The following is a 22778-nucleotide window of genomic DNA, read 5'->3' on the forward strand; positions in this document are numbered from 1 at the left end:
GTTGAATGTTGCACCGTCTTCGCGAGCAAACCCGCTCCCACATTGGTCCGCGACCGTTCCTGCAAATATCCTTACAATCCCCTCTTTGTTAGCTGCCTAAGCAAGGATTCTGCATGCAAGCTGCCAACCCGCGTCGCGGGTACATCCTGGGCCTGAGCGCCTACATCATCTGGGGACTTTTCCCGCTCTACTTCAAAGCCATCGCCAACGTGCCCGCCGTGGAGATCATCATCCACCGAGTGCTCTGGTCCGCTCTGTTCGGCGCCTTGCTGCTGATGGTGTGGAAACATCCGGGCTGGTGGCGCGAGTTGCGTGACAACCCGAAACGCCTGGCGATCCTGGCCCTGAGCGGCACGCTGATCGCGGCCAACTGGCTGACCTACGTCTGGTCGGTGAACAACGGCCGCATGCTCGAAGCCAGTCTCGGTTACTACATCAACCCGCTGGTGAACGTGCTGTTGGGCATGCTGATCCTTGGCGAGCGACTGCGGCGCCTGCAATGGCTGGCGGTTGGCCTGGCGGCGACCGGCGTCGCGCAGCAGGTCTGGCAAGTCGGCAGTCTGCCGTGGGTGTCGTTAGTGTTGGCGCTGACCTTCGGTTTCTACGGATTGATCCGCAAGCAGGCACCGGTCAAGGCGCTGCCGGGTCTGGTGGTGGAAACCTGGATGCTGGTGCCGATTGCCGTCGCGTGGTTGCTGTTCAACCCCACCGCGACCAGCGCTCAAGCCGAATTCTGGACCACGTCCGAAGCCTGGTGGTTGGTGGCCGCCGGTCCGGTGACGCTGGTGCCGCTGGTGTGTTTCAACGCCGCTGCAAGGCATTTGCCCTACACGACGTTGGGATTTCTCCAGTACCTGGCGCCGACGCTGGTGCTGTTGCAGGCCGTTCTGCTGTTTGGTGAACATTTGTCGTCGAGCACACTGGTAGCGTTCATCTTTATCTGGGCAGGCCTGGCGGTTTACAGCGTCGACGCGTGGATAAGTCTGCGCCGTCGCAACTGATCAAAAAACACACCAACCTCTGCAGGCCACGGCTATCGTGGCCTGGCGGGCTGTCTCTACAGGTTATCCACAGGCAGGTGCACGTATAACCTGGATAACCTTTTCAGGGTTCACTGCGCAGCACCAATTCCACCATCAAATCATCCGCCAGGGTTTCCAGGCGCGATTGCAGCACGTCCAGGGACAACGTCAGCGGCACTGCCAGAATCGCTTCAGCGTGGAACAAAGGCTCGCTGCTCATCGGCGCCGGACGTACCTCGGTGACCAACCTTTCCAGATTCACGCCCTGCTCGCTCAGCAGACGGGTGATGTCGCGTACGATCCCCGGGCGGTCATTGCCCACCAATTCCATGGCAATCGGTTTCCAGGTGCAGGATTGCTCGATGCCGCTTTCGGCAATCAGCACGCGAATGCCATGGGCGGACAACGCCTGCAGGGCATCCACCAATTCATCGTAGGCCTCGGCAGGCACGCCCACCCGAAGAATCCCGGCGAACTGCCCGGCCATGCGCGACATGCGGCTCTCCAGCCAGTTGCCGCCGTGCTCGGCGATGCATTGGGCAATGCGCTCGACCTGCCCTGGCTTGTCCGGAGCGAATACAGTGAGTACGAGGTGGTCCATGGCGCAGCCCTCTTGTCATGACTTTTGTTATAGAAAAGCAAGTATAGGCAAGGGCCGGGAATCGGCTCGGCGTCTCAGAAAACCAAAGCCCCATAGCAGGGCAATGAAGATTATGTGTACAAGTTTTTATATTTAACTGGAACAATCCAATAGTTTTTTGAGAACATCCCGTACCCCGACGTGACCGCAATGCGTCATAGCGTCGCAGAACGACGTAATTAGTCTGATTTTCACAAGCGCAATTCATCATGTAGTATGCCGCAGCGCGCACTACATAACGCTGGATCGATGTCTGCCGCAGGTGCAGCCACAACCCTGAAAGCCCCGTCAGCAAGGCCTCAACGCCGTTGATTGGTCATAACCCAGCCGCCCGCAATGGCATGTACTGGTCAAAAGGTTTGTGGTTTAAATGCCAGAGGCTTCATTGTTAAATTGAAGAGCTGAAAAGCGAAATAGCTGAGCAGAGTGAGGCAAGCAATGACTGAACACGTTCAAGTCGGTGGCCTGCAGGTCGCCAAAGTCCTGTTCGACTTCGTGAACAACGAAGCCATTCCCGGTACCGGCCTCACCGCCGATAAGTTCTGGGCCGGCGCCGACAAGGTCATTCATGACCTGGCGCCGAAGAACAAAGCCCTACTCGCCAAACGCGATGATTTCCAGGCTCGTATCGATGGCTGGCACCAATCCCGTGCCGGTCAGGCGCACGACGCTGTGGCTTATAAAGCCTTCCTGCAAAACATCGGTTATCTGCTGCCAGAAGCGGCCGATTTCCAGGCAACGACGCAAAACGTCGATGACGAAATCGCCCGCATGGCCGGTCCACAGCTTGTGGTTCCGGTGATGAACGCCCGTTTCGCACTCAATGCCTCGAACGCCCGCTGGGGTTCGCTGTATGACGCGCTCTACGGCACCGATGCCATCAGCGAAGCTGACGGCGCGCAAAAAGGCAAAGGTTACAACAAGGTTCGCGGCAACAAGGTCATCGCCTTCGCCCGTGCCTTCCTCGACGAAGCAGCACCATTGGCTGCCGGCACTCACGTCGATTCCACCGGCTACAAGATCGTTGACGGCAAACTGGTGGTCGCCCTCAAAGGCGGTAGCAATACCGGCCTGCGCAATGATGCACAGTTGATCGGTTTCCACGGCGATGCAGCCGCACCGACCGCGATCCTGCTGAAAAACAACGGCCTGCACTTCGAAATCCAGGTCGACGCCAGCACCCCGGTCGGCCAGACCGATGCTGCCGGCCTCAAAGACATCCTGATGGAAGCCGCGCTGACCACCATCATGGACTGCGAAGATTCCGTCGCTGCCGTCGATGCCGATGACAAAGTGGTGATCTACCGCAACTGGCTCGGCCTGATGAAGGGCAATCTGTCGGAAGAAGTCTCCAAGGGCGGTCAGACTTTTACCCGCACCATGAACGCCGACCGCACCTACACCGCCCTCGATGGCAGCGAATTGAGCCTGCACGGTCGCTCGCTATTGTTCGTGCGTAACGTCGGTCACCTGATGACCATCGACGCGATCCTCGATGAAGACGGCAACGAAGTGCCGGAAGGCATCCTCGACGGTCTGGTCACCAGCCTCGCGGCCATCCACAGCCTCAACGGCAACAACTCGCGCAAGAACAGCCGTACCGGCTCGGTCTACATCGTGAAGCCGAAGATGCATGGCCCGGAAGAAGCGGCGTTCACCAACGAGCTGTTCGGTCGCATCGAAGAAGTACTCGGCTTGCCACGTAACACGCTGAAAGTCGGGATCATGGACGAGGAGCGCCGTACCACGGTCAACCTCAAGGCCTGCATCAAGGCGGCCAGCGAGCGTGTAGTGTTCATCAACACCGGTTTCCTCGACCGCACTGGCGATGAAATCCACACCTCCATGGAAGCCGGCCCGATGGTGCGCAAGGCAGACATGAAGGCTGAGAAGTGGATCGGCGCCTACGAGAACTGGAACGTCGATATCGGCTTGAGCACCGGCCTGCAAGGTCGCGCGCAGATCGGTAAAGGCATGTGGGCCATGCCCGACCTGATGGCTGCGATGCTCGAACAGAAAATCGCTCACCCGATGGCCGGTGCCAATACTGCCTGGGTTCCATCACCGACCGCCGCCGCGCTGCACGCGCTGCACTACCACAAGGTCGATGTGTTCACCCGCCAGGCCGAACTGGCCAAACGTGCGCGCGCTTCGGTGGATGACATCCTGACCATCCCGCTAGCCGTCAAACCAGACTGGACTGCAGAACAAATCAAGAACGAACTGGACAACAACGCCCAGGGCATTCTCGGTTACGTGGTGCGCTGGATCGACCAGGGCGTGGGCTGTTCGAAAGTGCCGGACATCAATGACGTCGGCCTGATGGAAGACCGTGCGACGCTGCGTATTTCCAGCCAGCACATCGCCAACTGGCTGCGTCACGGCATCGTCACCGAAGATCAGGTCATGGAAAGCCTCAAGCGCATGGCGCCGGTGGTTGACCGTCAGAACGCCAATGACCCGCTGTATCGCCCGCTGTCACCGAACTTCGACAGCAACATCGCCTTCCAGGCGGCGGTCGAACTGGTGGTCGAAGGCACGAAGCAGCCGAACGGCTACACCGAGCCGGTTCTGCACCGTCGCCGCCGCGAGTTCAAGGCTGCCAATGGCCTGTAACTAAGCGCTGACGCCGGGCAAAAAAAAGCCCTGATCGAAAGATCAGGGCTTTTTTGCTTCAAATCGGTACCTACACATCCATTCCCAACTCATGCTTGACCAGCGCCAACAGCTTGCCGGTATCGACAGGCTTGAGCAGGAAGTCGACCACGCTCAAATGCATTGCAGCGATCGCATCTTTTACGTCAGCGTCACCGGAAACGATGATGATCGGCAATGCCGCCCGAACCGACTCACGAACCTGACGGATCAGGTCCAGGCCATCAACATTTCCCATCCGCAGATCGGTAATCACCAGGCCAATCGATGGCATCGTCTCCAACATCTTGAGTGCAGTTTCGCCACTGGCGGCAGTCATGCAGCGCACCCCGTCCAGCGCCAGAATTTCCGACAGCAACTCACGCGCGTCTTTATCGTCGTCGACGATCAGCACCCGCTGCGGCGGCAGGTCAGGTTCCAGCATGACGTCGCTCAGCGCCTTGCGCTCGGCGTCACTCAAAATATCGTGGTCGGACATGGCTTACTCTACGTTTTCATTTCTATTCCCTAGCTCATCCGTCAGACATCGCTAAGCAGACCTTCAATGTGCACTTCGTCGGAAAAGTTTCCTATAGCCAATGTAGGAGGTTTTTCCCACAGTTGCGTCAGACATTTCCCAAATACCGACATCCGTACTGCCTACCTAGACTTACGTCCAATGGGCACCCTCCGCGCAGGGGCCGACCATGGCTGAGTCATCCGACAACAACAATTCAAAAAAGACTGCGGTAATGGTTATGAGTAAAGCGGACGCCTTCACACAGGCAGGGAAAACCGCGGTGTTGCAGAACATCCAGGGCACTTTGCAATTCCTTCAGCGTTTCCCGCCCTTCAATCAAATAGAACACGCCCACCTGGCGTACCTGGTCGAGCAATGTCAGCTGCGTTTTTATGCCCCTGGCGAGAGCATCATCAAGCCCGCCGACGGCCCGGTTGAACATTTCTACATCGTCAAACAAGGCCGGGTCGTGGGTGAGCGTCCCCACACGGCTAAGGGTGGGACCGAAACCACCTTCGAAATCACCACCGGCGAGTGTTTCCCCCTCGCCGCGCTGCTGGGGGAGCGTGAAACCCGCACCGAACACCTCGCGGCCGAAGACACCTTTTGCCTACAGCTGAACAAGCTGGCGTTCATCAAACTGTTCGCGCTTTCCAACGCGTTTCGCGACTTTGCCCTACGCGGCGTGAGCAGCCTGCTGGATCAGGTCAATCAGCAAGTCCAGCAAAAAGCCGTGGAAACCCTCGGCACCCAGTACTCGCTCAATACCCGCCTGGGCGAATTGGCCATGCGCCATCCGGTGACCTGCAGTCCGACCACGCCACTGCGTGAAGCCGTGACCCTGATGCATGAGCAGCAGGTCGGCAGCATTGTGGTGGTCGACGAACATAAAGCGCCGCTGGGGATTTTCACCCTGCGCGACCTGCGCCACGTGGTGGCCGCCGGCACTAACGATTTCAACGAAGCCATCGAGCGCCACATGACCCAGGCGCCGTTTTTCCTGTCGCCGGACCACAGCGCCTTCGATGCGGCGATTGCCATGACCGAGCGGCACATCGCCCACGTCTGTCTGGTCAAGGATCATCGCCTGTGCGGCGTGGTCTCGGAACGTGATTTGTTTTCCCTGCAGCGGGTCGATCTGGTGCACCTGGCGCGGACCATTCGCAGCGCCCAGAAGGTGGAAAATCTGGTCGCGATGCGCGGCGAGATCGGCCAACTGGTGGAGCGCATGCTGGCCCACGGTGCCTCTTCAACCCAGATCACGCACATCATCACCCTGCTCAACGACCACACCGTGTGCCGGGTGATCGAACTGACCCTCGCCGAGAAAGGCGACCCCGGCATTGCGTTCAGCTGGCTGTGCTTCGGTAGCGAAGGCCGCCGCGAACAGACGCTGCACACCGATCAGGACAACGGCATTCTGTTCGAAGCCCGGGACGCGGCCCACGCCGCCGAGATTCGCGGCAAATTGCTGCCCATTGCCCAGCAGATCAATCAGAGTCTGGCGCTTTGCGGCTTCACCCTGTGCAAGGGCAACATCATGGCCGGCAACCCGGAGCTGTGTCTGTCCCGGGCCGAATGGTCGCGACGTTTTGCGGCGTTTATCCGCGAGGCAACGCCGGAAAACCTGTTGGGTTCGAGCATTTATTTCGACTTGCGGGTGGTCTGGGGCGACGAGCAAGGCTGCGAGCAGCTGCGTCAGGGCATTCTCGATCAAGTGAATGACAACCGACTGTTCCAACGGATGATGGCCGAGAACGCCCTGCGCAACCGTCCGCCCGTAGGACGTTTCCGTGAGTTCGTACTGGCTCGCAAGAATGGCGAGAAAGCCACCCTGGATTTGAAAGTCCAGGGGCTGACGCCGTTTGTCGACGGTGCCCGACTGCTCGCGTTGGCCCATGGGGTCCGGGCGAACAACACGCTAGAGCGCTTTCGCCAACTGGTGGACAAAGAAGTCATCGAACGGCTGGACGGTGCAGCGTACGAAGAGGCCTATCACTTCATCCAGCAAGCCCGCATGCAGCAACATCAGCTACAGACTCGGGAGAACTTGCCCTACTCCAACCGGGTCGATCCAGACAGCCTCAATCATCTGGATCGACGGATCCTGCGTGAATCCCTGCGCCAGGCACAACGCCTGCAAAGCAGCCTGGCCCTGCGGTATCAGCTATGAGCCTGTTTTCATGGCTGCGCCCGGCAGGTCCCAGCCTTCCCGGCGAACTCCAACAACGTCTGCAACGCTTGCCTTCGGCGGCAGAGCTGGGCGAATGCAGCCTGCGCGAACAGCGCTGGGTGGTGCTCGACCTGGAAACCACTGGATTGAACCTGAACAAGGATCGGGTGCTGTCCATCGGCGCGGTGGTGATCGAGGACGGGGCGATCGACTTCAGCCAGCAGTTCGAACGCACGTTGCAATGCGCCGACATGAAGTTGGCTCCCAGTGTGTTGATCCATGGCCTGGGGCCGAGTGCGATTGCCGCGGGCAGCGATCCTGCTCAGGCCCTGGTCGAGTTCATGGAGTTTGTTGGCGACAGCCCGGTGCTGGCGTTTCATGCGCCGTTCGATCAGCACATGCTCGGGCGCGCCTTGAAAGATCATCTGGGCTACAAGTTGCAGCATCCGTTTCTGGATGTGGCTGATATCGCGCCGCTGCTTTGCCCTCAGGCTCACATTCGCGATGCCGGGCTGGATCAGTGGATCGACTGGTTCAAACTGGAAGTGTTCGAGCGCCACAATGCCAGTGCCGATGCATTGGCCACCGCTGAACTGGCGTTGATTCTGTTCAGCCGGGCGCGGCAGATGCAGATTCATAGCCCGTTGAATCTGCAGCAGCGGATGAATCAGTGGAAGCGGCGACAGCGAGCGCCCTCCTTTTAAGTTTTTCGACGCCTGTTCCGCCGCCATCGCGGCGGTGCGGCGATGAACGATGACGCGGCCACCCGACCAGCGCCAATTGCTTACCTCCCCCGCCTCTGCCACAATCGCGAACAATTCTCGTTAGTTAACACTTCCCAATCGGTGATGCTGCGTGTCGTCAGTCCAAAGCCCTCAAAGTGAGCTCGTTGGTGCGTTGTATCGCGACCATCGCGGTTGGCTATTGGCCTGGCTGCGACGCAATGTGGCCTGTCCACAACGAGCCGAAGACCTGAGTCAGGACACTTTTGTGCGTTTGCTGGGTCGTGAAGAACTGAAGGAGCCGCGTGAGCCACGCGCGTTTCTGGTGGCAATTGCCAAGGGTCTGCTGTTCGACTATTTCCGCCGCGCCGCGCTGGAACAGGCCTACCTCACTGAACTGATGCTGATCCCCGCAGGTGAACAACCGTCGGTGGAGGAACAGCAACTGATCCTCGAAGACCTCAAAGCCATCGACCGCCTGCTCGGCAAGCTCTCAAGCAAAGCCCGGGCGGCGTTTCTCTATAACCGTCTCGACGGCCTCGGCCACGCCGAAATCGCCGAGCGCCTGGGCGTGTCAGTGCCGCGGGTGCGTCAGTACCTGGCCCAAGGCATTCGTCAGTGCTACATCGCGTTGTACGGGGAGCCGGTATGAGTCCAGTCAGCTCCAAACCCGTCTCGGCGCAAGTGCTGGATGCTGCGATTGCCTGGCAGTTGTCCCTGGACTCCGGCAACCCGGTGGAGCGCGAAGAGTTCGCCAAGTGGCACGCCGCCCACGAAGAACATGCGCGGGCCTGGCGCCAACTGGGCATGCTCGACCAGCGCTTCAGCGTTGCCAGCGGCCCGGCTCGCACTGCTTTACTGCAATCGCGCGAAAGCATTCGCCGGCGTGTGCGCAAACTCGGCAGCGGCGTGGCCAGTATCGTCGCGGTGATCGGGTTGGCGTTGGTCGCAGGTGATCGTTATCTGCCGATCGACTATTGGCTGGCCGACCAGCGCACCGCCACCGGTGAGCAACGCACCCTGCGCCTGACCGACGGCACGCTGATCAACCTCAACACCCACAGTGCCGTGGATGTGCGTTTCGATGAAAAACAACGTCTGATCATCCTTCAGGAAGGGGAAATCCTCGTCGAAACCGGCCATGGCGACGCCCGGCCGTTTATCGTCGAAACCCGCGAAGGCAGCATGCGGGCACTGGGGACAAGGTTCCTGGTCAAGCGTGAAGAAGAAGGTACGCGCCTGAGCGTGCTGAAATCGGCGGTGGCCGCCCATCCCGAGTCGAGTCCTGAAGAGCAGATTCTGCGTGAAGGCCAGCAAGTCCTGATGTGCAACAATGGCCTCGGGCCGATTGTCGCGCTCAACCTCGGCGCCGATGCCTGGACCCGCGGCATGCTGGTGGTGGACAACACACGGCTGGAAGACCTGGTCCATGAACTCGGTCGTTATCGACACGGACATCTTGGCGTTGCGCCAGAAATCGCCAACCTGCGAATCACCGGCAGCTTCCCGCTGCACGACACCGATCTGGCCCTGAGCGCCCTGCTGCCGACCCTGCCGGTGCAGATCGAACAGCACACGCCGTGGTGGGTGACCGTGGCGGCGAAGACTGAGATCAAGTGATCGCGCCACAAACGATCACTGACTGAATCGAAATTATTTTCAATCAGCCCTATCACATTTGAATTCTCGTTCGGCACCTAGGCAATTGAGAAATATTTTCATTCAGGAGCCGCTGTATGTCCCGTTCGCTAGACACCTTGTTGCGCCCCAGTTTGCTGGCGATTGCCATTGCCCTTTGTGCCCCTCTGGCCAGCAGTCAGCTGATGGCCGCTGAACAGGCGTCCAGCGTTCGCGCCTACAACCTGCCAGCCGCGCCATTGGCCAGCACCCTGAACCAGATCGCTAGCCAGGCCGGCCTGGCGCTGTCGTTGAATCCTTCACTGGCAGCGGGCAAGACCTCGGCGCCGGTCAAAGGCCCGTTCGACGCAGCCGGCGCCCTGCGCGAAGCCTTGCGCGGCACCGGTTTGCAACTGGAACAAAGCAGCGCTGGCACTTATAGCCTGGTGGCCGTGCCCGAAGGCGTAATGGCCCTGCCGGAAACCGCCGTCATTGGCGTGGAAAACACCGAAAGTGCCTGGGGACCGGTGCAAGGTTACCTGGCGACCCGCACCGCCGCCGGCACCAAGACCGACACCGCACTGGTCGAAGCACCGCGCTCGATTTCGATCGCCACCCGCGAGCAAATGGACGACCGCAATGTGCATAGCCTCGATGACGCGGTGCGCTACATGCCGGGCATCACCGCCAGCAGCTATGGCAGCGACACCCGAACCGATTGGTTGCGTGTGCGCGGTTTCGAACCGACGCAATTCCTCGATGGCCTGCCACTGCCAAAAGGTGTGTACGCCAACCCGAAACAGGAAACCTGGAACCTCGACCGCCTCGCCCTGCTGCGCGGCCCGGCCTCGTCGGTTTACGGCCAGACCCCGCCAGGCGGCTTGCTGGACATGGTCAGCCGTCGCCCCAGCGCCGAGTCGAGCAATGAAATCCAGGTGCAATACGGCAGTGACAACCATCGCCAGATCAACTTCGCCAGCACCGGCAAGATCGATGACGAAGGCCAGTTCCTCTACGGTTTGAGCGGTGTGGTGCGCGACAGCGGCACGCAGATCGACCACGTCGACAACAAGCGCTACAACATCGCGCCGAGCCTGACCTGGAACATCGACGAAGACACCAGGTTCACCCTGCTCACCCAGTTCACCCGCGACGATACCGGCATCACCAGCCAGTTCTTGCCGGTGCAGGGCACCAGGATCCATTCGCCGCTCGGCAAGATTTCCCATCACAAAAACCTCGGCGACCCGGACTGGGAATTCTACGACCGCACCTATTACGCACTGGGCTACGCCTTTGAACATCGCTTGAATGATGTCTGGCAGTTCAAGCAGAACCTGCGCTACACCAAATCGGACCTGTCCTTCCAGGCCCTCACTCCCGGCGCCTACCCGTTCACCCAGGTCGATGCCGACGGCAACGTTGGCCGCTCGAGCACCAGTGTCGACGAGGACATCAGCCAGTTCGCCGTGGACAACAACTTCCAGGGCGACTTCGCGACCGGCGACATCCGTCACACCCTGTTGATCGGCCTCGATCATCAGCGCACCAACACCCACTACACCTCGATCTTCGGTGACGGTCTGACCACCAACGTCAACAACCCGATCTATGGCCAGCCAATCGTTCGTCCGCCACGCTCGGCGGCGTTCTACGATTACGACCAGAAGACCTACCAGACCGGTTTGTACGTCCAGGACCAGATGGCACTCGACCAATGGCGCCTGACGCTGGGTGGTCGTGAAGACTGGGTTCACACCAGCACCAAGTTCTTCAACAAGGGCGATGCCACCAACACCGAACGGAACAAGAACTTCAGCGGCAACGCGGCGATCAGCTACGTCTTCGACTCGGGCTTCGTGCCCTACTTGTCCTACGCCGAGTCGTTCCAGCCGACCAGCAACGCCACGGCATCGCCGACCGATTCGTTCAAACCGACTGAAGGCAAGCAGTGGGAACTGGGCATCAAGTACCAACCGCCTGGCAGCAGCACCCTGCTGACTGCTGCGGTCTACGACCTGACCCAGAAAAACGTCTCCGTCACCACGACCAACTCGAACGGCGTTTCGATCACCAGCCAGACCGGTGAAGTAAAAGTCAAAGGCCTGGAACTGGAAGCCGTCTCCGACGTGACCGAGAACCTCAAGGTCATCGCCGCCTACACCCTGGCCAAATCCGAAGTGCAGAAAGGCGATTTCAAAGGCAATCGCCTGCAACTGATGCCCAACCAACAGGCTTCGCTGTGGGCCGATTACACCTGGCACAACGGTGTGCTGGACGGTTTCGGCATCGGCGCCGGCGCTCGCTACACCGGCAATACCTACGGCGATCAGGGCAATACCTCGCTCGGCAAGGCTGACGCCTACACCGTGTTCGACGCCGCGGTTCATTACGACCTGGGCCGTCTGGACAACAGCCTCAAAGGCGCCTCCCTGGCACTGAACACCACCAACCTGTTCGACAAGGACTACATCTCCACGTGCGACAGCTTCTACTGCTACTACGGCGACCAACGCAGCGTCGTCGCCAGTGCCACTTACAAGTGGTAATGGCCTGACCTGACACGCCCAAGACCCGAGCTGTCCGACATGGACGGCTTTGGTATTTCTGAAGGCTATGAAATGAAAAGCAAAACAATTCGCCGCTGGTCCTTCGTCCACACCTGGACCAGCCTGATCTGCACCGTGTTCCTGCTGATGCTCGCGCTGACAGGTCTACCATTGATCTTCCATCACGAGATCGACCACTTGCTGGGCGATGCCGCTGAATTGAAGGCAATGCCGGCGGACACCCCGCAGCTGAATTTGCAGCAGTTGGTGCAGGCGGCTGAAAAGCATCGGCCCGGCGAGGTCATGCAATATTTCGGCTTCGATGAAGACGAGCCCAATGCCGCGATTGCGATCATGGCGGCCACCGCTGGCACTGAACCGAACTCGTCTCACACCTTCATGCTCGACGCCCGCACCGGTGAAGCGCTGGAGATGCCATCGGCCAATGGCGGCTTCATGATGATCATGTTGCGCCTGCACGTGGATATGTTCGCCGGTCTGCCGGGCAAGTTGCTGCTGGCGTTCATGGGCCTTCTGTTCCTGGTGGCGATTGTGTCCGGGACGGTGTTGTACCTGCCGTTCATGCGCCGTTTGAAATTCGCCACCGTGCGCCAGGACAAATCCGCCCGCCTGCGCTGGCTCGATCTGCACAATTTGATCGGCGTGGTGACTTTGACCTGGGCCTTGGTGGTCGGCGTCACCGGCGTCATCAGCGCCTGCGCCGACCTGCTGATCGCCGCGTGGCGCAACGACAGCCTGAGCGCGATGGTCGCGCCGTACCGCGATGCGCCGCCACTGACACAACTGGCGCCCGCGACCCGCTTGCTCGACATCGCCAAGGAAGTCGCACCGGGCATGCAGCCGGACTTCATCGCCTTCCCCGGCACACGCTTCTCCAGCGAACACCATTACGCGGTGTTCATGAAAGGCAGCACTCACCTGACCTCGCACCTGCTGACACCGGTGCTGATCGACGCCAGCACCCTGCAAGTCACCGCCGTGGCCGAGCGCCCGTGGTACATGGACGCCATGGGCATGTCCCAACCGTTGCACTTCGGTGATTACGGCGGCCTGCCGATGAAGATCCTCTGGGCGACGCTGGATGGGCTGACCATCATCGTGCTCGGTAGCGGGGTTTACCTGTGGGTGGTGCGGCGCAAGGCCGCGAAACCTGTGCTCGATAACGCGCAGAGTCCAGCATGAGGCCGAGGCAGTCGAATTTCTGGAAGGTCTTCTCCACCCCTACAGTCATCGCCCTCCTCAGCGCGGCGGGTTTGTTTGCTGCGTTACTGGGGGATGGCGTGTGGGACGCCCTGAGCTGGCTTGGCCTGGGCGTTCCCGCAATCCTCGCCCTGCGCGGCCTGCTGCAACGCCGCTAAAAACCTGCGGGAGCGGGCTTGCTCGCGAAGGCGGTGTGTCAGCCAGCATCAATGTTGACTGATACACCGCCTTCGCGAGCAAGTCGGATCGCCGCACCGCCGCTCCCACAGGGGTTAGGCATTTACTTCGATCTTGAGCTATCGGACCAACGCGCTATGCTGCCCAGCACTGTCCCACTCCGAGACGCTGCCATGTCCGCCCCCAGCATGACCCTGTTCCACAACCCGTTGTCGCCCTTCGTTCGCAAAGTCATGGTGCTGCTGCACGAAACCGGTCAACAGGACCGCGTGGCGCTGCAAGACTGCGTGCTCACACCGGTCAGCCCGGACCTGACGCTCAACGAAGACAACCCGCTCGGTAAAATCCCGGCCCTGCGCCTGGCCGATGGCAATGTCATCCATGACAGCCGGGTGATCCTCGATTACCTCGACCACCAGCACGTCGGAAATCCGCTGATACCGCGTAACGGCTCGGCCCGCTGGCGGCGCCTGACCCTGGCCTCCCTGGCCGACGGGATCATGGACGCTGCGGTGCTGATTCGTTATGAAGTCGCACTGCGTGCCCCGGAAAAACACTGGGACGCGTGGCTCGATGGCCAACGCGAGAAGATTCGTCGCGGCCTGGCATTGCTGGAAGTGGACGCGATTGCCGAGCTGACCAGTCATTTCGATGTGGCGGCGATCAGTGTTGCCTGTGCGTTGGGCTACCTGGATTTGCGCCATCCGGATATGGAATGGCGCACGACGAATCCGAAGCTGGCGAACTGGTACTTTGAGGTGAGTCAGCGGGCGTCGATGCTGGCGACGATGCCCAAGGTTTAGATTTTCACTGGTTGTCCGGGCCTCTTCGCGAGCAAGCCCGCTCCCACAGTTGATCGGTTGTGTGCACGAATTTTGTGTTCACTGGAGGTCCCTTGTGGGAGCGGGCTTGCTCCGGGCGGCGTTCCGACGAATGCACCACACCGAATCGACTGGAAATAACCCGAATATCAGCGTCGCCAGTAATTCCCCTTCTCGCTGATCCTCACGCAACCCCAACCACCGGCTCATTCCACCGCTCCGATATCAAACGCCAGCGGCTTGGCCGACTTCTGCCCAATCCCATACCAGTCCAGCTTGCGGGTCAGCACCATGAACACGCCCAGCAATCCGAACAACAGCAGCGAACCCATCAACAACGCGTAATCCTCGGCACTCAGCAAGCCATAGAGCAAGCCATACAACGCCGCCAATCCCGCCGAAAAACTCAAGCCGTGACGCACGCTGCGCAGCACATGGCAGACATAAAAACCGATCAACAACACACAGCCGCCCGCCGACAGCAGGTACGCCAGGGCAAAGCCGATGTGCTCGGACAGTGACAACAACAGCAGGTAGAAAAACGCCAGGGCCACGCCCACCAGTGCGTATTGCACCGGGTGTACCGCCAGGCTTTTCAGCACTTCGAAGAGGAAGAAACCGGCGAAGGTCAGGACGATAAACAGCAATGCATATTTGATGGCCCGATCAGTTTTCAGGTACTGATCCACCGGATCGATGAAGCTCACCCCGAAACTGCGGCCGGTATAGGCTTCGCAACCGCCGCCGGACACGCAGCTGCTCAAGGCCTCTTGCAAATTGGTGGAGAAAAACGAGGTCTGCCAATTGGCGGTGAAACCCTGATCGCTGACTTCACGTTGAGCCGGCAGGTAGTTGCCGATGAAACTCGGATGCGGCCAATTGGCGGCCAACGATACTTTGCTGGTCTTGCCCACCGGAAGAATCTGCAACTGGCCAGTGCCTTGCAGACGCAGGTCGAAACCGAAGGCCAATTCCGTGGCTTGCTTCGCGTCGAGCGCCGGCAGGGTGACATGCACGCCCTCTCCCAACCAGCCCACCTGGCTCCCGGGAATGAAGTCGAGTTTCAGACCATTGAGCTCGAGTTTCAGTGCATTTTCGATGCCGCGAATGTCGCTGATCCCGACCGCCAGAAACGGTTGGTCGAACTGGTAATCGGCGAAATCCTCCTTGATACCCCATTGAGCCGGGATCGAAAAATGCCCGCTGATGTGGTTGTCCGCATGAAACAGACGCGCCTCATAAATGCCCCGCGAACGCAGTTCCGTCTGGACCTGGCCGTCGAGTTCGAAGCGCTCCGGGAGGAAATACAAACGACCGCGTTCTTCACCCACTTCCTGGTAACGCTGGTTGGTTTTCTCGTTGAGCTTCCAGGTGCGCACCACTTTGCGATACGGCACCACCATCAGCGGCCCGCTCAGTTGCTGGCTGTAGCTGGAACTGCGGGCGATGTCTTCGAGGACACCGTCGCGCAGTTGCTGGCGGTCCTGGATCACGCCGTTAATCATCAGAAGCGGGATCAGCAACAACAGAATCAGAAGGGCAATTGCCCCGAGTTTTAGGGTCAGGCTGCGGTTCATGGGACTCTCCCTGTTTGGATGGGGAGAGTCTGGGATCGGTGTGTGAGGAATTTATGGGAGGAATGTGGAGAGTGTGTGGAGACTGACGCTAAGGCAGGTGCAACATGACCTCTACGCCGCCGTCGACATTACCGATGCTCACCGCTCCACCATGCAACTTGACCACCTCTTCAACGAAGTTGAGCCCCAACCCCGTGCTCTTGCGCCCGCTGTCCGGTCGCGGCAGGGAATAGAAGCGCTCGCTCAAACGCGGCAACGCATAGTCGGGAATGGCCTCAGCCTGGTTGAACAACCTGAACTCAATTTGCGCCCCAATGCGCTCTGCGCTGAATCGCAACAGACCCTGAGCCGGGGTGAAATCCAAAGCGTTCTCCAGCAGATTGCCCAGCGCCTGACGCAACAGGAACGGTTCACCGGTCAGCACCAGATCCGCCGCAATGGTTTGTTCCACGCGCAACTGCTTGCTTTCGATGCGCGCCGCCTGAGCGCTCAGCAATTCATCTACCAACTTGGCCAGCGGCACCGCCACCCGCTCTTCCAGCCCTTGACGTTGCTCGACAAGGGCCAGATTCAACAGGCGCTCGATCAACTGCTGCATCCGCGCACTTTCGCTGTCGATGTTGCTGACAAAACGCTGTTGCTGGGCCAGCGGCATCTCGCCTTGCAGCAACTCCGCCGCGCCGCGAATCGCCGCCAGCGGGCTTTTCAGTTCATGGGTCAAGGTGTGCACGTAACGCTCGACATAGGCTTTGCCTTCAAGTTGCGTGCGCATCTGCTCCACCGCCGTCGCCAGTTGCTCCAGCTCACCGCCACGGTAGTGCGGAACCTCGACCCGTCGGCCTTCACTGACTGCCTGAGCGTAAGCAGTCAGCCGCCGCAGCGCCGCGCTCAACCACCAGGACAACAACGCGCCGAATAGCAAACCGAGGACGATCAACCCGGCACCCCAGGCGAGCAATCGCCGTTCGGTGCGATCAACGTAAGGCTGCAACGAGCTATTGGGTTTGGCCACGGTAACCACGCCGATGATCTGGCCGTTGTCGCGGATCGGCGCGCCGACGTGCATCACCGAGGAGTTCGGATCGTCCGGATCGCTGCGGCTGGAACGAGCGCCGTATTCGCCTCGCAGGGTCAGTAAAACGTCGTTCCAGCGCGAGTAATCCTGCCCCACGGCCACACCGCTGGAGTCCAGCACCACAACGCCCTTGGCATCGGTGACGTAGATCCGGTGGTTGACCTGATTCTTCGGCAAGCCCCAGATGTTCGCCTTCGGTTGCCGTTCGCCATAAGCCTTGAGCAGTTCGGGCCAGCGGTTCTGATTCAGGGTGCCGGCCTTGAAGTCGTCACGCAGGATTTCGGCCATCAGGTTGGCGGTGTCGACCAGGGTTTCTTCGGTGGACTGGCGCACGCCGGGACGGATTTCTTCCATCACGGTGTTCAGCACGAAGTAACCGGTCAGGCCGATAAACAGCACATAAACCAGAAAAATCCGAATCCCCAGCGGCATCAGCTACGCCCCGGGCTGTAGCTGTAACCGAGGCCGCGATGGGTCTGGATCGGTTCCGCGTCGGCCTTCACCAGACGCAATTTGGCGCGCACGCTCTTGATGTGGCTGTCGATGCTGCGCTCGTAACCGGCATCGGCGGCGACGCCCAGCGCATCGAGCAACTGCTCGCGGCTGAAGACGCGTTCGGGTTGGTCCAGCAGGCATTGCAGCAGACGGAATTCATGGCGGGTCAGGGTTAGAAGCTCACCGCGGTAGTTGATCTGCACCCGTTCGCTGTCGATGCGAAACAGCGCCGATGACACCGCGGCGGTCACTCGCGGCGCCATGCGTTTGAGAATCGCCCGGACCCGTGCCGCCACCTCGCGAGGGCTGAACGGCTTGACCACGTAATCGTCGGCACCGATTTCCAGGCCCACGACGCGATCGATTTCGGCATCCCGGGCACTGAGGAAGATCACCGGCACTTCGCTGAAACGGCGCAATTGCTTGCAGGTCTCGAAGCCGCTGATGTCCGGCAGACCAATGTCGAGAATGATCAGGTCGGCAGGAGTCTGGCGCTGATGCTCCAGTGCCGCCGCGCCAAGGCTCAGACAGGTGGTGGTGAAGCCCTCGCCCTGCAAGGCGAAAATCAGGGTGTCGGCAATCGCCGCTTCGTCTTCGACAATCAGGATATGAGGCATGGCGTCCGAGCCCGGGAGTTAAGTGGGCGAACGGTGCCCCAAGGCTCACGTCACGTCAATGAGACCCCTTGAAATCAGCAGTCGGGTTTGTCCGCCGTAAAGCGCCGTGCCGGGTTCACTGCCGCGCCGAATTCACGCAAGGCTTTGGCACCGATCAACAAAGGGTAGTTGAAGCTGCTGCGGTCGGTGAGGTTGACCTCCACGGTGCGCTTGACGTTGCCCAAGCACAGTTCCAGATCGACCACCGGACGTTTGGTGGGTGCGACGGCTGCCTTGTCATCCTCGTCTTCTTCCGAGCGGGTCTTGATCTTGCTTATCCGCGCGACCTTGTGTTCGTAGACCTTGTTACTGGCGCCTTTAGTGGCGAGGCGGAAACGCACCCACTCGTCGCCGTCACGGGTAAAGGTTTCGATGTCTTTGGCCGAGAGCGACGCGGTCAGGGCACCGGTGTCCATCTTGGCCTTGAGGACTTCGCCACCGATTTCCGGCAGCGCAATGTATTCGTAGCGCCCGTACAGGGTCGGCTCAGCAGCCAGGACCGGCAGGGCCACGAGGGAAAGCAGTGCAAGGAGGGATTTCACGTAATGGGCTTCCTTGAAGAGTGGGCGGCGGGATTTTAGACCGTTGTTGAGTAGATCGTTCCCAGGCTCTGCGTGGCGATCGGTGTAGAGAGGTTAGCGGTTAAAAGGTGAAACATTCGTCGTCACCGATTTGGCCTATCGCCTGAGCGCATCGACGCGTTGCGCGCCGAGCGCCGCTGAATCAGGTACCGGTGCCTGCGCCCCAGATCCCGCCCAGGTTTGTCAGCAGCGACCCGCCGACGCCCTGCTGACCGAAAAATTGCAGAAGCACGGGGGCAAACAGGCCGATCATGCTGGTATCCATGCCCAATGCGCTGAAGGCACTGTTCAGGTCGTTGGCGTTCTTCACGTTGCCCAGGACGTTGCCCAGACCTGCCGCTGTACCGGACGAGCCAAGCAAGCCGCTGAGGACACCCAGTCCACCGCCACCGGACAGTAAGTCGATTCCGGGCACGCTTTTGGCCAACTCCGAGTAGTCGGTCGAACTCAATTGATTCTTCGCCAGACCGAGCATCGCCCCGGCACCACCAATGGCTTGTTGTGACGTCACGTTCAATTGGCTGAGCGCACTCAGCAGATCGGCCGTCTGCGCGGTTGGCGCGGCGGCGTCATCGTCCTGCGTGCCGGAGATGGCATTGGCCGCATCGAACAGGCTGAACTGAGCAAAGACCGGACTGGCCGCCAGACACATCAGCGAAGCCAGTGCAAAACCGCGTGAAATCTTCATCCAGACATCCTCAGGGGCCATGAAAACCGCCCGGCAATGGGCGGCGAAAAATCGTGTTTTGGACTGGCATCCCGGGGGATTGTTCCCAGCCTAGGCAAGCCCCTGACGAACAGTCGAAAAAGAATTCACCGACACTGCATCCAGTCTGGCCCCGCCCGCGTATATCAAGCACGGACAGACACTCCTGGCCGATTCCCTTCACGAGGCTCATCACCATGAAACGCACTTCGATCAAAACGCCGTTGATTGCCAGCCTGCTGACCCTGGCCCTTGGCGGCGGATTCGCCCTGAACACCGTGCAAGCGGCAGACACGAGTCAAGCGGTCATCGTCGGCGGCCAGAGCATGATGCCGAGCAAGGACATCATCGATAACGCGGTGAACTCCGCCGACCACACCACCCTCGTCGCCGCCGTGAAAGCCGCTGGCCTGGTGGATACCCTCAAGGGCAAAGGCCCGTTCACCGTGTTCGCCCCGGTCAACTCGGCCTTCGCCGCCCTGCCGGCCGGCACTGTTGATACCCTGCTCAAACCCGCCAACAAGGCGACCCTGACTCACGTCCTCACCTACCACGTGGTCGCCGGGAAACTCGACATGATGACCCTGGCCGAGAAGATCAAGGCCGGTGGCGGCAAAGCCGAATTGACCACCGTCGCAGGGGGCAAGCTGTGGGCGATGATGAACGGCCCGCACAACATCACGATCAAGGATGAAAAAGGTGACGTCGCCGACATCACCACCTATGACGTGTACCAGTCCAACGGCGTGATTCAGGTCATCGACAAAGTGCTGATGCCAAAAAGCTGAGGGCTGCCGCCGACCCTATTCATCGGGGTCGGTTTTCCGAGGTGGCCACCCGTGAATGGAACAACTGCGCTCCGTGAACTAACCTCTGCCTGCAACCGACACCTCACGCGGCCCACCTCGATTGCCAGGAGAACTGCCATTCCCATCGCCGACACCGATCAGCTCAGGCAGCTTCTGGCCCAGTGTTCACTGGGCGACCGCCGCGCTTTCGAGACGCTTTACCGCAGCGTCGGCCCACGGCTGCATGGCGTAGCGCTGCGTTGCATGGGGCGTCCGGACCTGGCTGAAGAAGTGCTGCAGGAAAGCTTCGTGCGCATCTGGAACAACGCCTCGCGCTATGAGGCGCATCTTTCGGCGCCGCTGACCTGGATGATCAACATCACCCGTCATCAGGCCATCGATCAGTTGCGCAAACACCGCGACCGCCCATTAACCGACCTTGAAGAACAGGCGCTGGTGGATGAAAGCCCATCGGCCCACGAACAGCTAAGCAGTGCCCGTGAGGCCAGCGCCTTGAACCGCTGCCTGGAAAACCTTGAAGGTATGCAGCGTCAATCGATCACCGTGGCTTACTTTCAGGGGTTGTCCTGCTCTGAGCTCGCCGAACACCTGGCCGCGCCGTTGGGCTCGGTGAAATCCTGGATCCGCCGCGGTATGGAGCGACTGCGCAGGTGCCTTGAATCATGAACTATCAAACCCCGACCTTGCGCCGCGCCCTCGCCGCCGATTACGCCATTGGCTTGATGCCTTCTGCTGCTCGTCGGCGTTTCGAGCAGTTGTTGCTGGAAGACGCGGCGCTTCGTACTGAATTGGCTGATTGGCAAGAAAGCCTCGCGAGCCTGACCGAAGCCCTGCCCGAGCAGCCGGTGCCGGAGCGAGTGTGGCAGGGAATTAAGGCGCGGATTGAGCCGCAAGTACTGCACATGCCCGAAAAACGTCGGTTCTGGAGCTGGTTGCGAGTGACGGCTGCGGTTTGCTCGCTGGTGATCGCCGTGACGTTGGGCGTGATTTATAACCGCGACAGCGCGCGTTACAGCGCCACGCTGCTGACTGCCGACGCGCAGCCTGCGCTGAAGGTTGAGGCGCATGAGGACTATTTGAAGGTCGAGCCACTGACTTTGGCGGCGGTGGATCCGGGGCGAAGTCTGGAGTTGTGGGCGATTCCGGCGGATGGCAAGCCGATTTCACTTGGGGTGATTCCGGCTGACGGCAAGGGTCGCGTAGAGCTGAGTGATGCGCAGAAGACGTTGATCGGCAAGCCGATTGCGCTGGCGGTCAGTCTTGAACCGAAGGGCGGTTCGCCGACGGGGCAACCGACTGGGCCGGTGTTGTATCAAGGGGCGTTGGCTGCCCTTTAACGATCGTTCCCAGCCATAAAAAACGGCGACCCGAAGGTCGCCGTTTTGTTTTGCGTGAAGCCTTACGCTGCGCTGAACAGTTTGTGCGGATCGATCACAAACTTCTTCGGCACGCCCGCATCGAACTCGCCATAACCACGTGGCGCGTCATCCAGGCTGATGACTTCCACGCCAACGATGTCGGCAATGTGAATGCGGTCCCACATGATCGCCTGCATCAGCTGGCGGTTGTACTTCATCACTGGCGTCTGGCCGGTGTGGAAGCTGTGGGATTTGGCCCAGCCCAGACCGAAGCGAATGCTCAGGCTGCCCATCTTCGCGGCTGCGTCGACTGCACCTGGATCTTCAGTTACGTACAGGCCTGGGATACCGATTTTGCCAGCAACCCGAACCACGCCCATCAGCGAGTTGAGCACGGTGGCCGGAGCCTCGTGTTTCACGCCATCATGGCCGTGACCACGCGCTTCGAAGCCCACGGCGTCGACGGCGCAATCCACTTCTGGCTCGCCCAGCAGTGCAGCGATTTGTTCGTGCAGCGGGGTGTCCAGCGACAGGTCGGCGATTTCGAAACCCTGAGCCTTGGCGTGTGCCAGGCGGACGGTGTTGACGTCACCGATGATCACCACGGCCGCGCCCAACAGGCGAGCAGAAGCGGCAGCGGCCAGACCGACAGGACCGGCACCGGCGATGTACACCGTGCTGCCTGGGCCAACCCCGGCCGTCACTGCGCCGTGATAACCGGTCGGCAGGATGTCGGAGAGGCAGGTCAGGTCGCGAATTTTTTCCATCGCGCGATCGCGATCCGGCAGTTTCAGCAGGTTGAAGTCGGCATACGGCACCATCGCGTATTCAGCCTGACCGCCGGTCCAATCGCCCATATCGACGTAACCGTAAGCACCGCCCGGACGCGCCGGGTTAACGCTCAGGCAGACACCGGTGTGCATCTCCTTGCAGGAACGGCAGCGCCCGCAAGCGACGTTGAACGGTACGGACACCAGATCGCCGATTTGCAGGTTTTCGACGTCGCTGCCCTTCTCGATCACTTCACCGGTGATCTCGTGGCCCAGTACCAGGCCGGTTTGAGCGGTAGTACGGCCACGCACCATGTGCTGGTCGGAACCACAGATGTTGGTGGAAACCACACGCAGGATGACAGCGTGGTTAATCTTCCTGCCGCGCGGGTCCTGCATTTTGGGATAGTCGATTTTCTGTATTTCGACTTTGCCATTGCCGAGATACACCACACCACGATTGCCAGACATGCTTTCACCTCGCTGTTGTTTTTATGTAGCGGTCGCGTCGCCATGGAGCGACGGCGCGTTGATTGCTCGGGTTATTGCCTGTGTGTCTTTGCGTTGTTTGTCAGGGCCTCTTCGCGAGCAAGCCCGCTCCCACAGTTGATCTTTGGTGTGACTGAGATCTGTGACCAAGCGCAACCCCCTGTGG

At 60.1% G+C, this 22778-nt stretch carries 21 protein-coding genes; 13 read left to right on the top strand and 8 right to left on the bottom strand.

Features of this window, described 5'->3' with window-relative positions; all coding sequences use genetic code 11:
- The first annotated feature begins 113 nt into the window (after positions 1–113).
- Positions 114–1001: an EamA family transporter RarD gene (gene rarD, locus FQ187_RS14430; RefSeq protein ID WP_149630001.1), complete on the top strand. Its 888-nt coding sequence runs from the start codon at positions 114–116 to the stop codon at positions 999–1001.
- Positions 1002–1104: 103 nt separating this feature from the next.
- On the opposite strand, the gene FQ187_RS14435 is transcribed toward rarD, so the two are convergent.
- On the bottom strand, positions 1105–1623 hold the full coding sequence (locus FQ187_RS14435) for a glycine cleavage system protein R (RefSeq protein WP_007947710.1): 519 nt from the start codon (positions 1621–1623) through the stop codon (positions 1105–1107).
- Between the two features lie 477 nt (positions 1624–2100).
- Between FQ187_RS14435 and FQ187_RS14440 the strand changes: the two genes are divergently transcribed.
- The gene (locus FQ187_RS14440) at positions 2101–4278 is read left to right on the top strand and encodes a malate synthase G (protein ID WP_149630002.1); all 2178 of its coding nucleotides are present in this window, start codon (positions 2101–2103) and stop codon (positions 4276–4278) included.
- 70 nt (positions 4279–4348) lie between these two features.
- Here FQ187_RS14440 and FQ187_RS14445 read toward each other — a convergent pair whose 3' ends face one another.
- Positions 4349–4795, bottom strand: coding sequence for a response regulator (locus FQ187_RS14445; protein ID WP_149630003.1), 447 nt, complete (start codon positions 4793–4795; stop codon positions 4349–4351).
- Between the two features lie 253 nt (positions 4796–5048).
- Here FQ187_RS14445 and FQ187_RS14450 point away from each other — a divergent pair, with 253 nt between their 5' ends.
- The 8 genes from FQ187_RS14450 (at position 5049) to FQ187_RS14490 (ending at position 14078) form a co-directional block, all read left to right on the top strand.
- Entirely contained in the window at positions 5049–6989 is a 1941-nt protein-coding gene (locus FQ187_RS14450; RefSeq protein WP_149630004.1) for a putative nucleotidyltransferase substrate binding domain-containing protein, read from the top strand.
- Positions 6986–7693, top strand: a complete 708-nt coding sequence (locus FQ187_RS14455; RefSeq protein ID WP_149630005.1) for a PolC-type DNA polymerase III — start codon at positions 6986–6988, stop codon at positions 7691–7693. The genes FQ187_RS14450 and FQ187_RS14455 overlap by 4 nt, the downstream gene beginning before the upstream one ends.
- 151 nt (positions 7694–7844) lie before the next feature.
- Complete coding sequence (locus FQ187_RS14460) at positions 7845–8363, top strand: RNA polymerase sigma factor (protein WP_046052410.1); 519 nt, start codon at positions 7845–7847, stop codon at positions 8361–8363.
- The gene (locus tag FQ187_RS14465) at positions 8360–9331 is read left to right on the top strand and encodes a FecR domain-containing protein (protein WP_149630006.1); all 972 of its coding nucleotides are present in this window, start codon (positions 8360–8362) and stop codon (positions 9329–9331) included. The genes FQ187_RS14460 and FQ187_RS14465 overlap by 4 nt, the downstream gene beginning before the upstream one ends.
- A 116-nt stretch (positions 9332–9447) precedes the next feature.
- Complete coding sequence (locus FQ187_RS14470; RefSeq protein WP_149630007.1) at positions 9448–11877, top strand: TonB-dependent siderophore receptor; 2430 nt, start codon at positions 9448–9450, stop codon at positions 11875–11877.
- A gap of 72 nt (positions 11878–11949) precedes the next feature.
- Positions 11950–13080, top strand: coding sequence for a PepSY domain-containing protein (locus FQ187_RS14475; RefSeq protein WP_149630008.1), 1131 nt, complete (start codon positions 11950–11952; stop codon positions 13078–13080).
- Positions 13077–13256 (top strand): hypothetical protein, encoded by a 180-nt coding sequence (locus FQ187_RS14480; protein WP_129440566.1) that lies wholly within the window; start codon positions 13077–13079, stop codon positions 13254–13256. The genes FQ187_RS14475 and FQ187_RS14480 overlap by 4 nt, the downstream gene beginning before the upstream one ends.
- A gap of 192 nt (positions 13257–13448) precedes the next feature.
- On the top strand, positions 13449–14078 hold the full coding sequence (locus tag FQ187_RS14490) for a glutathione S-transferase (RefSeq protein ID WP_129440564.1): 630 nt from the start codon (positions 13449–13451) through the stop codon (positions 14076–14078).
- A gap of 224 nt (positions 14079–14302) precedes the next feature.
- Here FQ187_RS14490 and creD read toward each other — a convergent pair whose 3' ends face one another.
- The 5 genes from creD to FQ187_RS14520 all read right to left on the bottom strand — a co-directional run bounded on the left by creD (position 14303) and on the right by FQ187_RS14520 (position 19168).
- Positions 14303–15673 carry a cell envelope integrity protein CreD gene (gene creD / locus FQ187_RS14500; RefSeq protein WP_149630009.1) on the bottom strand — a complete coding sequence of 457 codons (1371 nt, stop codon included), beginning with the start codon at positions 15671–15673 and terminating at the stop codon, positions 14303–14305.
- Between the two features lie 88 nt (positions 15674–15761).
- Complete coding sequence (gene creC / locus FQ187_RS14505) at positions 15762–17180, bottom strand: two-component system sensor histidine kinase CreC (RefSeq protein ID WP_149630010.1); 1419 nt, start codon at positions 17178–17180, stop codon at positions 15762–15764.
- Positions 17180–17860, bottom strand: a complete 681-nt coding sequence (gene creB / locus FQ187_RS14510) for a two-component system response regulator CreB (protein ID WP_149630011.1) — start codon at positions 17858–17860, stop codon at positions 17180–17182. Before creB ends, creC begins: the two co-directional genes overlap by 1 nt.
- A 74-nt stretch (positions 17861–17934) precedes the next feature.
- Entirely contained in the window at positions 17935–18441 is a 507-nt protein-coding gene (locus FQ187_RS14515; protein WP_149630012.1) for an ATP-dependent zinc protease, read from the bottom strand.
- Positions 18442–18622: 181 nt separating this feature from the next.
- The gene (locus FQ187_RS14520; RefSeq protein ID WP_149630013.1) at positions 18623–19168 is read right to left on the bottom strand and encodes a DUF2780 domain-containing protein; all 546 of its coding nucleotides are present in this window, start codon (positions 19166–19168) and stop codon (positions 18623–18625) included.
- Between the two features lie 215 nt (positions 19169–19383).
- Between FQ187_RS14520 and FQ187_RS14525 the strand changes: the two genes are divergently transcribed.
- From FQ187_RS14525 to FQ187_RS14535, 3 genes are read left to right on the top strand one after another with little or no spacing between them, the layout of a single operon-like run.
- Positions 19384–19974: a fasciclin domain-containing protein gene (locus tag FQ187_RS14525; RefSeq protein WP_129440552.1), complete on the top strand. Its 591-nt coding sequence runs from the start codon at positions 19384–19386 to the stop codon at positions 19972–19974.
- Between the two features lie 51 nt (positions 19975–20025).
- Entirely contained in the window at positions 20026–20661 is a 636-nt protein-coding gene (locus FQ187_RS14530) for a sigma-70 family RNA polymerase sigma factor (protein WP_149630014.1), read from the top strand.
- Entirely contained in the window at positions 20658–21332 is a 675-nt protein-coding gene (locus FQ187_RS14535; RefSeq protein WP_149630015.1) for an anti-sigma factor domain-containing protein, read from the top strand. Before FQ187_RS14530 ends, FQ187_RS14535 begins: the two co-directional genes overlap by 4 nt.
- A 62-nt stretch (positions 21333–21394) precedes the next feature.
- Here the strand turns inward: FQ187_RS14535 and fdhA are convergent, their stop codons facing one another.
- Entirely contained in the window at positions 21395–22594 is a 1200-nt protein-coding gene (gene fdhA / locus FQ187_RS14540) for a formaldehyde dehydrogenase, glutathione-independent (protein WP_007947729.1), read from the bottom strand.
- Positions 22595–22778: the final 184 nt, after the last annotated feature.

Source organism: Pseudomonas sp. ANT_J28 (assembly GCF_008370005.1).
GTDB lineage: Bacteria > Pseudomonadota > Gammaproteobacteria > Pseudomonadales > Pseudomonadaceae > Aquipseudomonas > Aquipseudomonas frigoris.

What these genes read in the sequence shown, in the direction of transcription:
- rarD (WP_149630001.1), top strand. Translation starts at nt 114, where the DNA reads ATGCAAGCTGCCAACCCGCGTCGCGGGTACATCCTGGGCCTGAGCGCC.
- FQ187_RS14435 (WP_007947710.1), bottom strand. Translation starts at nt 1,623, where the DNA reads ATGGACCACCTCGTACTCACTGTATTCGCTCCGGACAAGCCAGGGCAG.
- FQ187_RS14440 (WP_149630002.1), top strand. Translation starts at nt 2,101, where the DNA reads ATGACTGAACACGTTCAAGTCGGTGGCCTGCAGGTCGCCAAAGTCCTG.
- FQ187_RS14445 (WP_149630003.1), bottom strand. Translation starts at nt 4,795, where the DNA reads ATGTCCGACCACGATATTTTGAGTGACGCCGAGCGCAAGGCGCTGAGC.
- FQ187_RS14450 (WP_149630004.1), top strand. Translation starts at nt 5,049, where the DNA reads ATGGTTATGAGTAAAGCGGACGCCTTCACACAGGCAGGGAAAACCGCG.
- FQ187_RS14455 (WP_149630005.1), top strand. Translation starts at nt 6,986, where the DNA reads ATGAGCCTGTTTTCATGGCTGCGCCCGGCAGGTCCCAGCCTTCCCGGC.
- FQ187_RS14465 (WP_149630006.1), top strand. Translation starts at nt 8,360, where the DNA reads ATGAGTCCAGTCAGCTCCAAACCCGTCTCGGCGCAAGTGCTGGATGCT.
- FQ187_RS14470 (WP_149630007.1), top strand. Translation starts at nt 9,448, where the DNA reads ATGTCCCGTTCGCTAGACACCTTGTTGCGCCCCAGTTTGCTGGCGATT.
- FQ187_RS14475 (WP_149630008.1), top strand. Translation starts at nt 11,950, where the DNA reads ATGAAAAGCAAAACAATTCGCCGCTGGTCCTTCGTCCACACCTGGACC.
- FQ187_RS14480 (WP_129440566.1), top strand. Translation starts at nt 13,077, where the DNA reads ATGAGGCCGAGGCAGTCGAATTTCTGGAAGGTCTTCTCCACCCCTACA.
- FQ187_RS14490 (WP_129440564.1), top strand. Translation starts at nt 13,449, where the DNA reads ATGTCCGCCCCCAGCATGACCCTGTTCCACAACCCGTTGTCGCCCTTC.
- creD (WP_149630009.1), bottom strand. Translation starts at nt 15,673, where the DNA reads ATGAACCGCAGCCTGACCCTAAAACTCGGGGCAATTGCCCTTCTGATT.
- creC (WP_149630010.1), bottom strand. Translation starts at nt 17,180, where the DNA reads ATGCCGCTGGGGATTCGGATTTTTCTGGTTTATGTGCTGTTTATCGGC.
- creB (WP_149630011.1), bottom strand. Translation starts at nt 17,860, where the DNA reads ATGCCTCATATCCTGATTGTCGAAGACGAAGCGGCGATTGCCGACACC.
- FQ187_RS14520 (WP_149630013.1), bottom strand. Translation starts at nt 19,168, where the DNA reads ATGAAGATTTCACGCGGTTTTGCACTGGCTTCGCTGATGTGTCTGGCG.
- FQ187_RS14525 (WP_129440552.1), top strand. Translation starts at nt 19,384, where the DNA reads ATGAAACGCACTTCGATCAAAACGCCGTTGATTGCCAGCCTGCTGACC.
- FQ187_RS14535 (WP_149630015.1), top strand. Translation starts at nt 20,658, where the DNA reads ATGAACTATCAAACCCCGACCTTGCGCCGCGCCCTCGCCGCCGATTAC.
- fdhA (WP_007947729.1), bottom strand. Translation starts at nt 22,594, where the DNA reads ATGTCTGGCAATCGTGGTGTGGTGTATCTCGGCAATGGCAAAGTCGAA.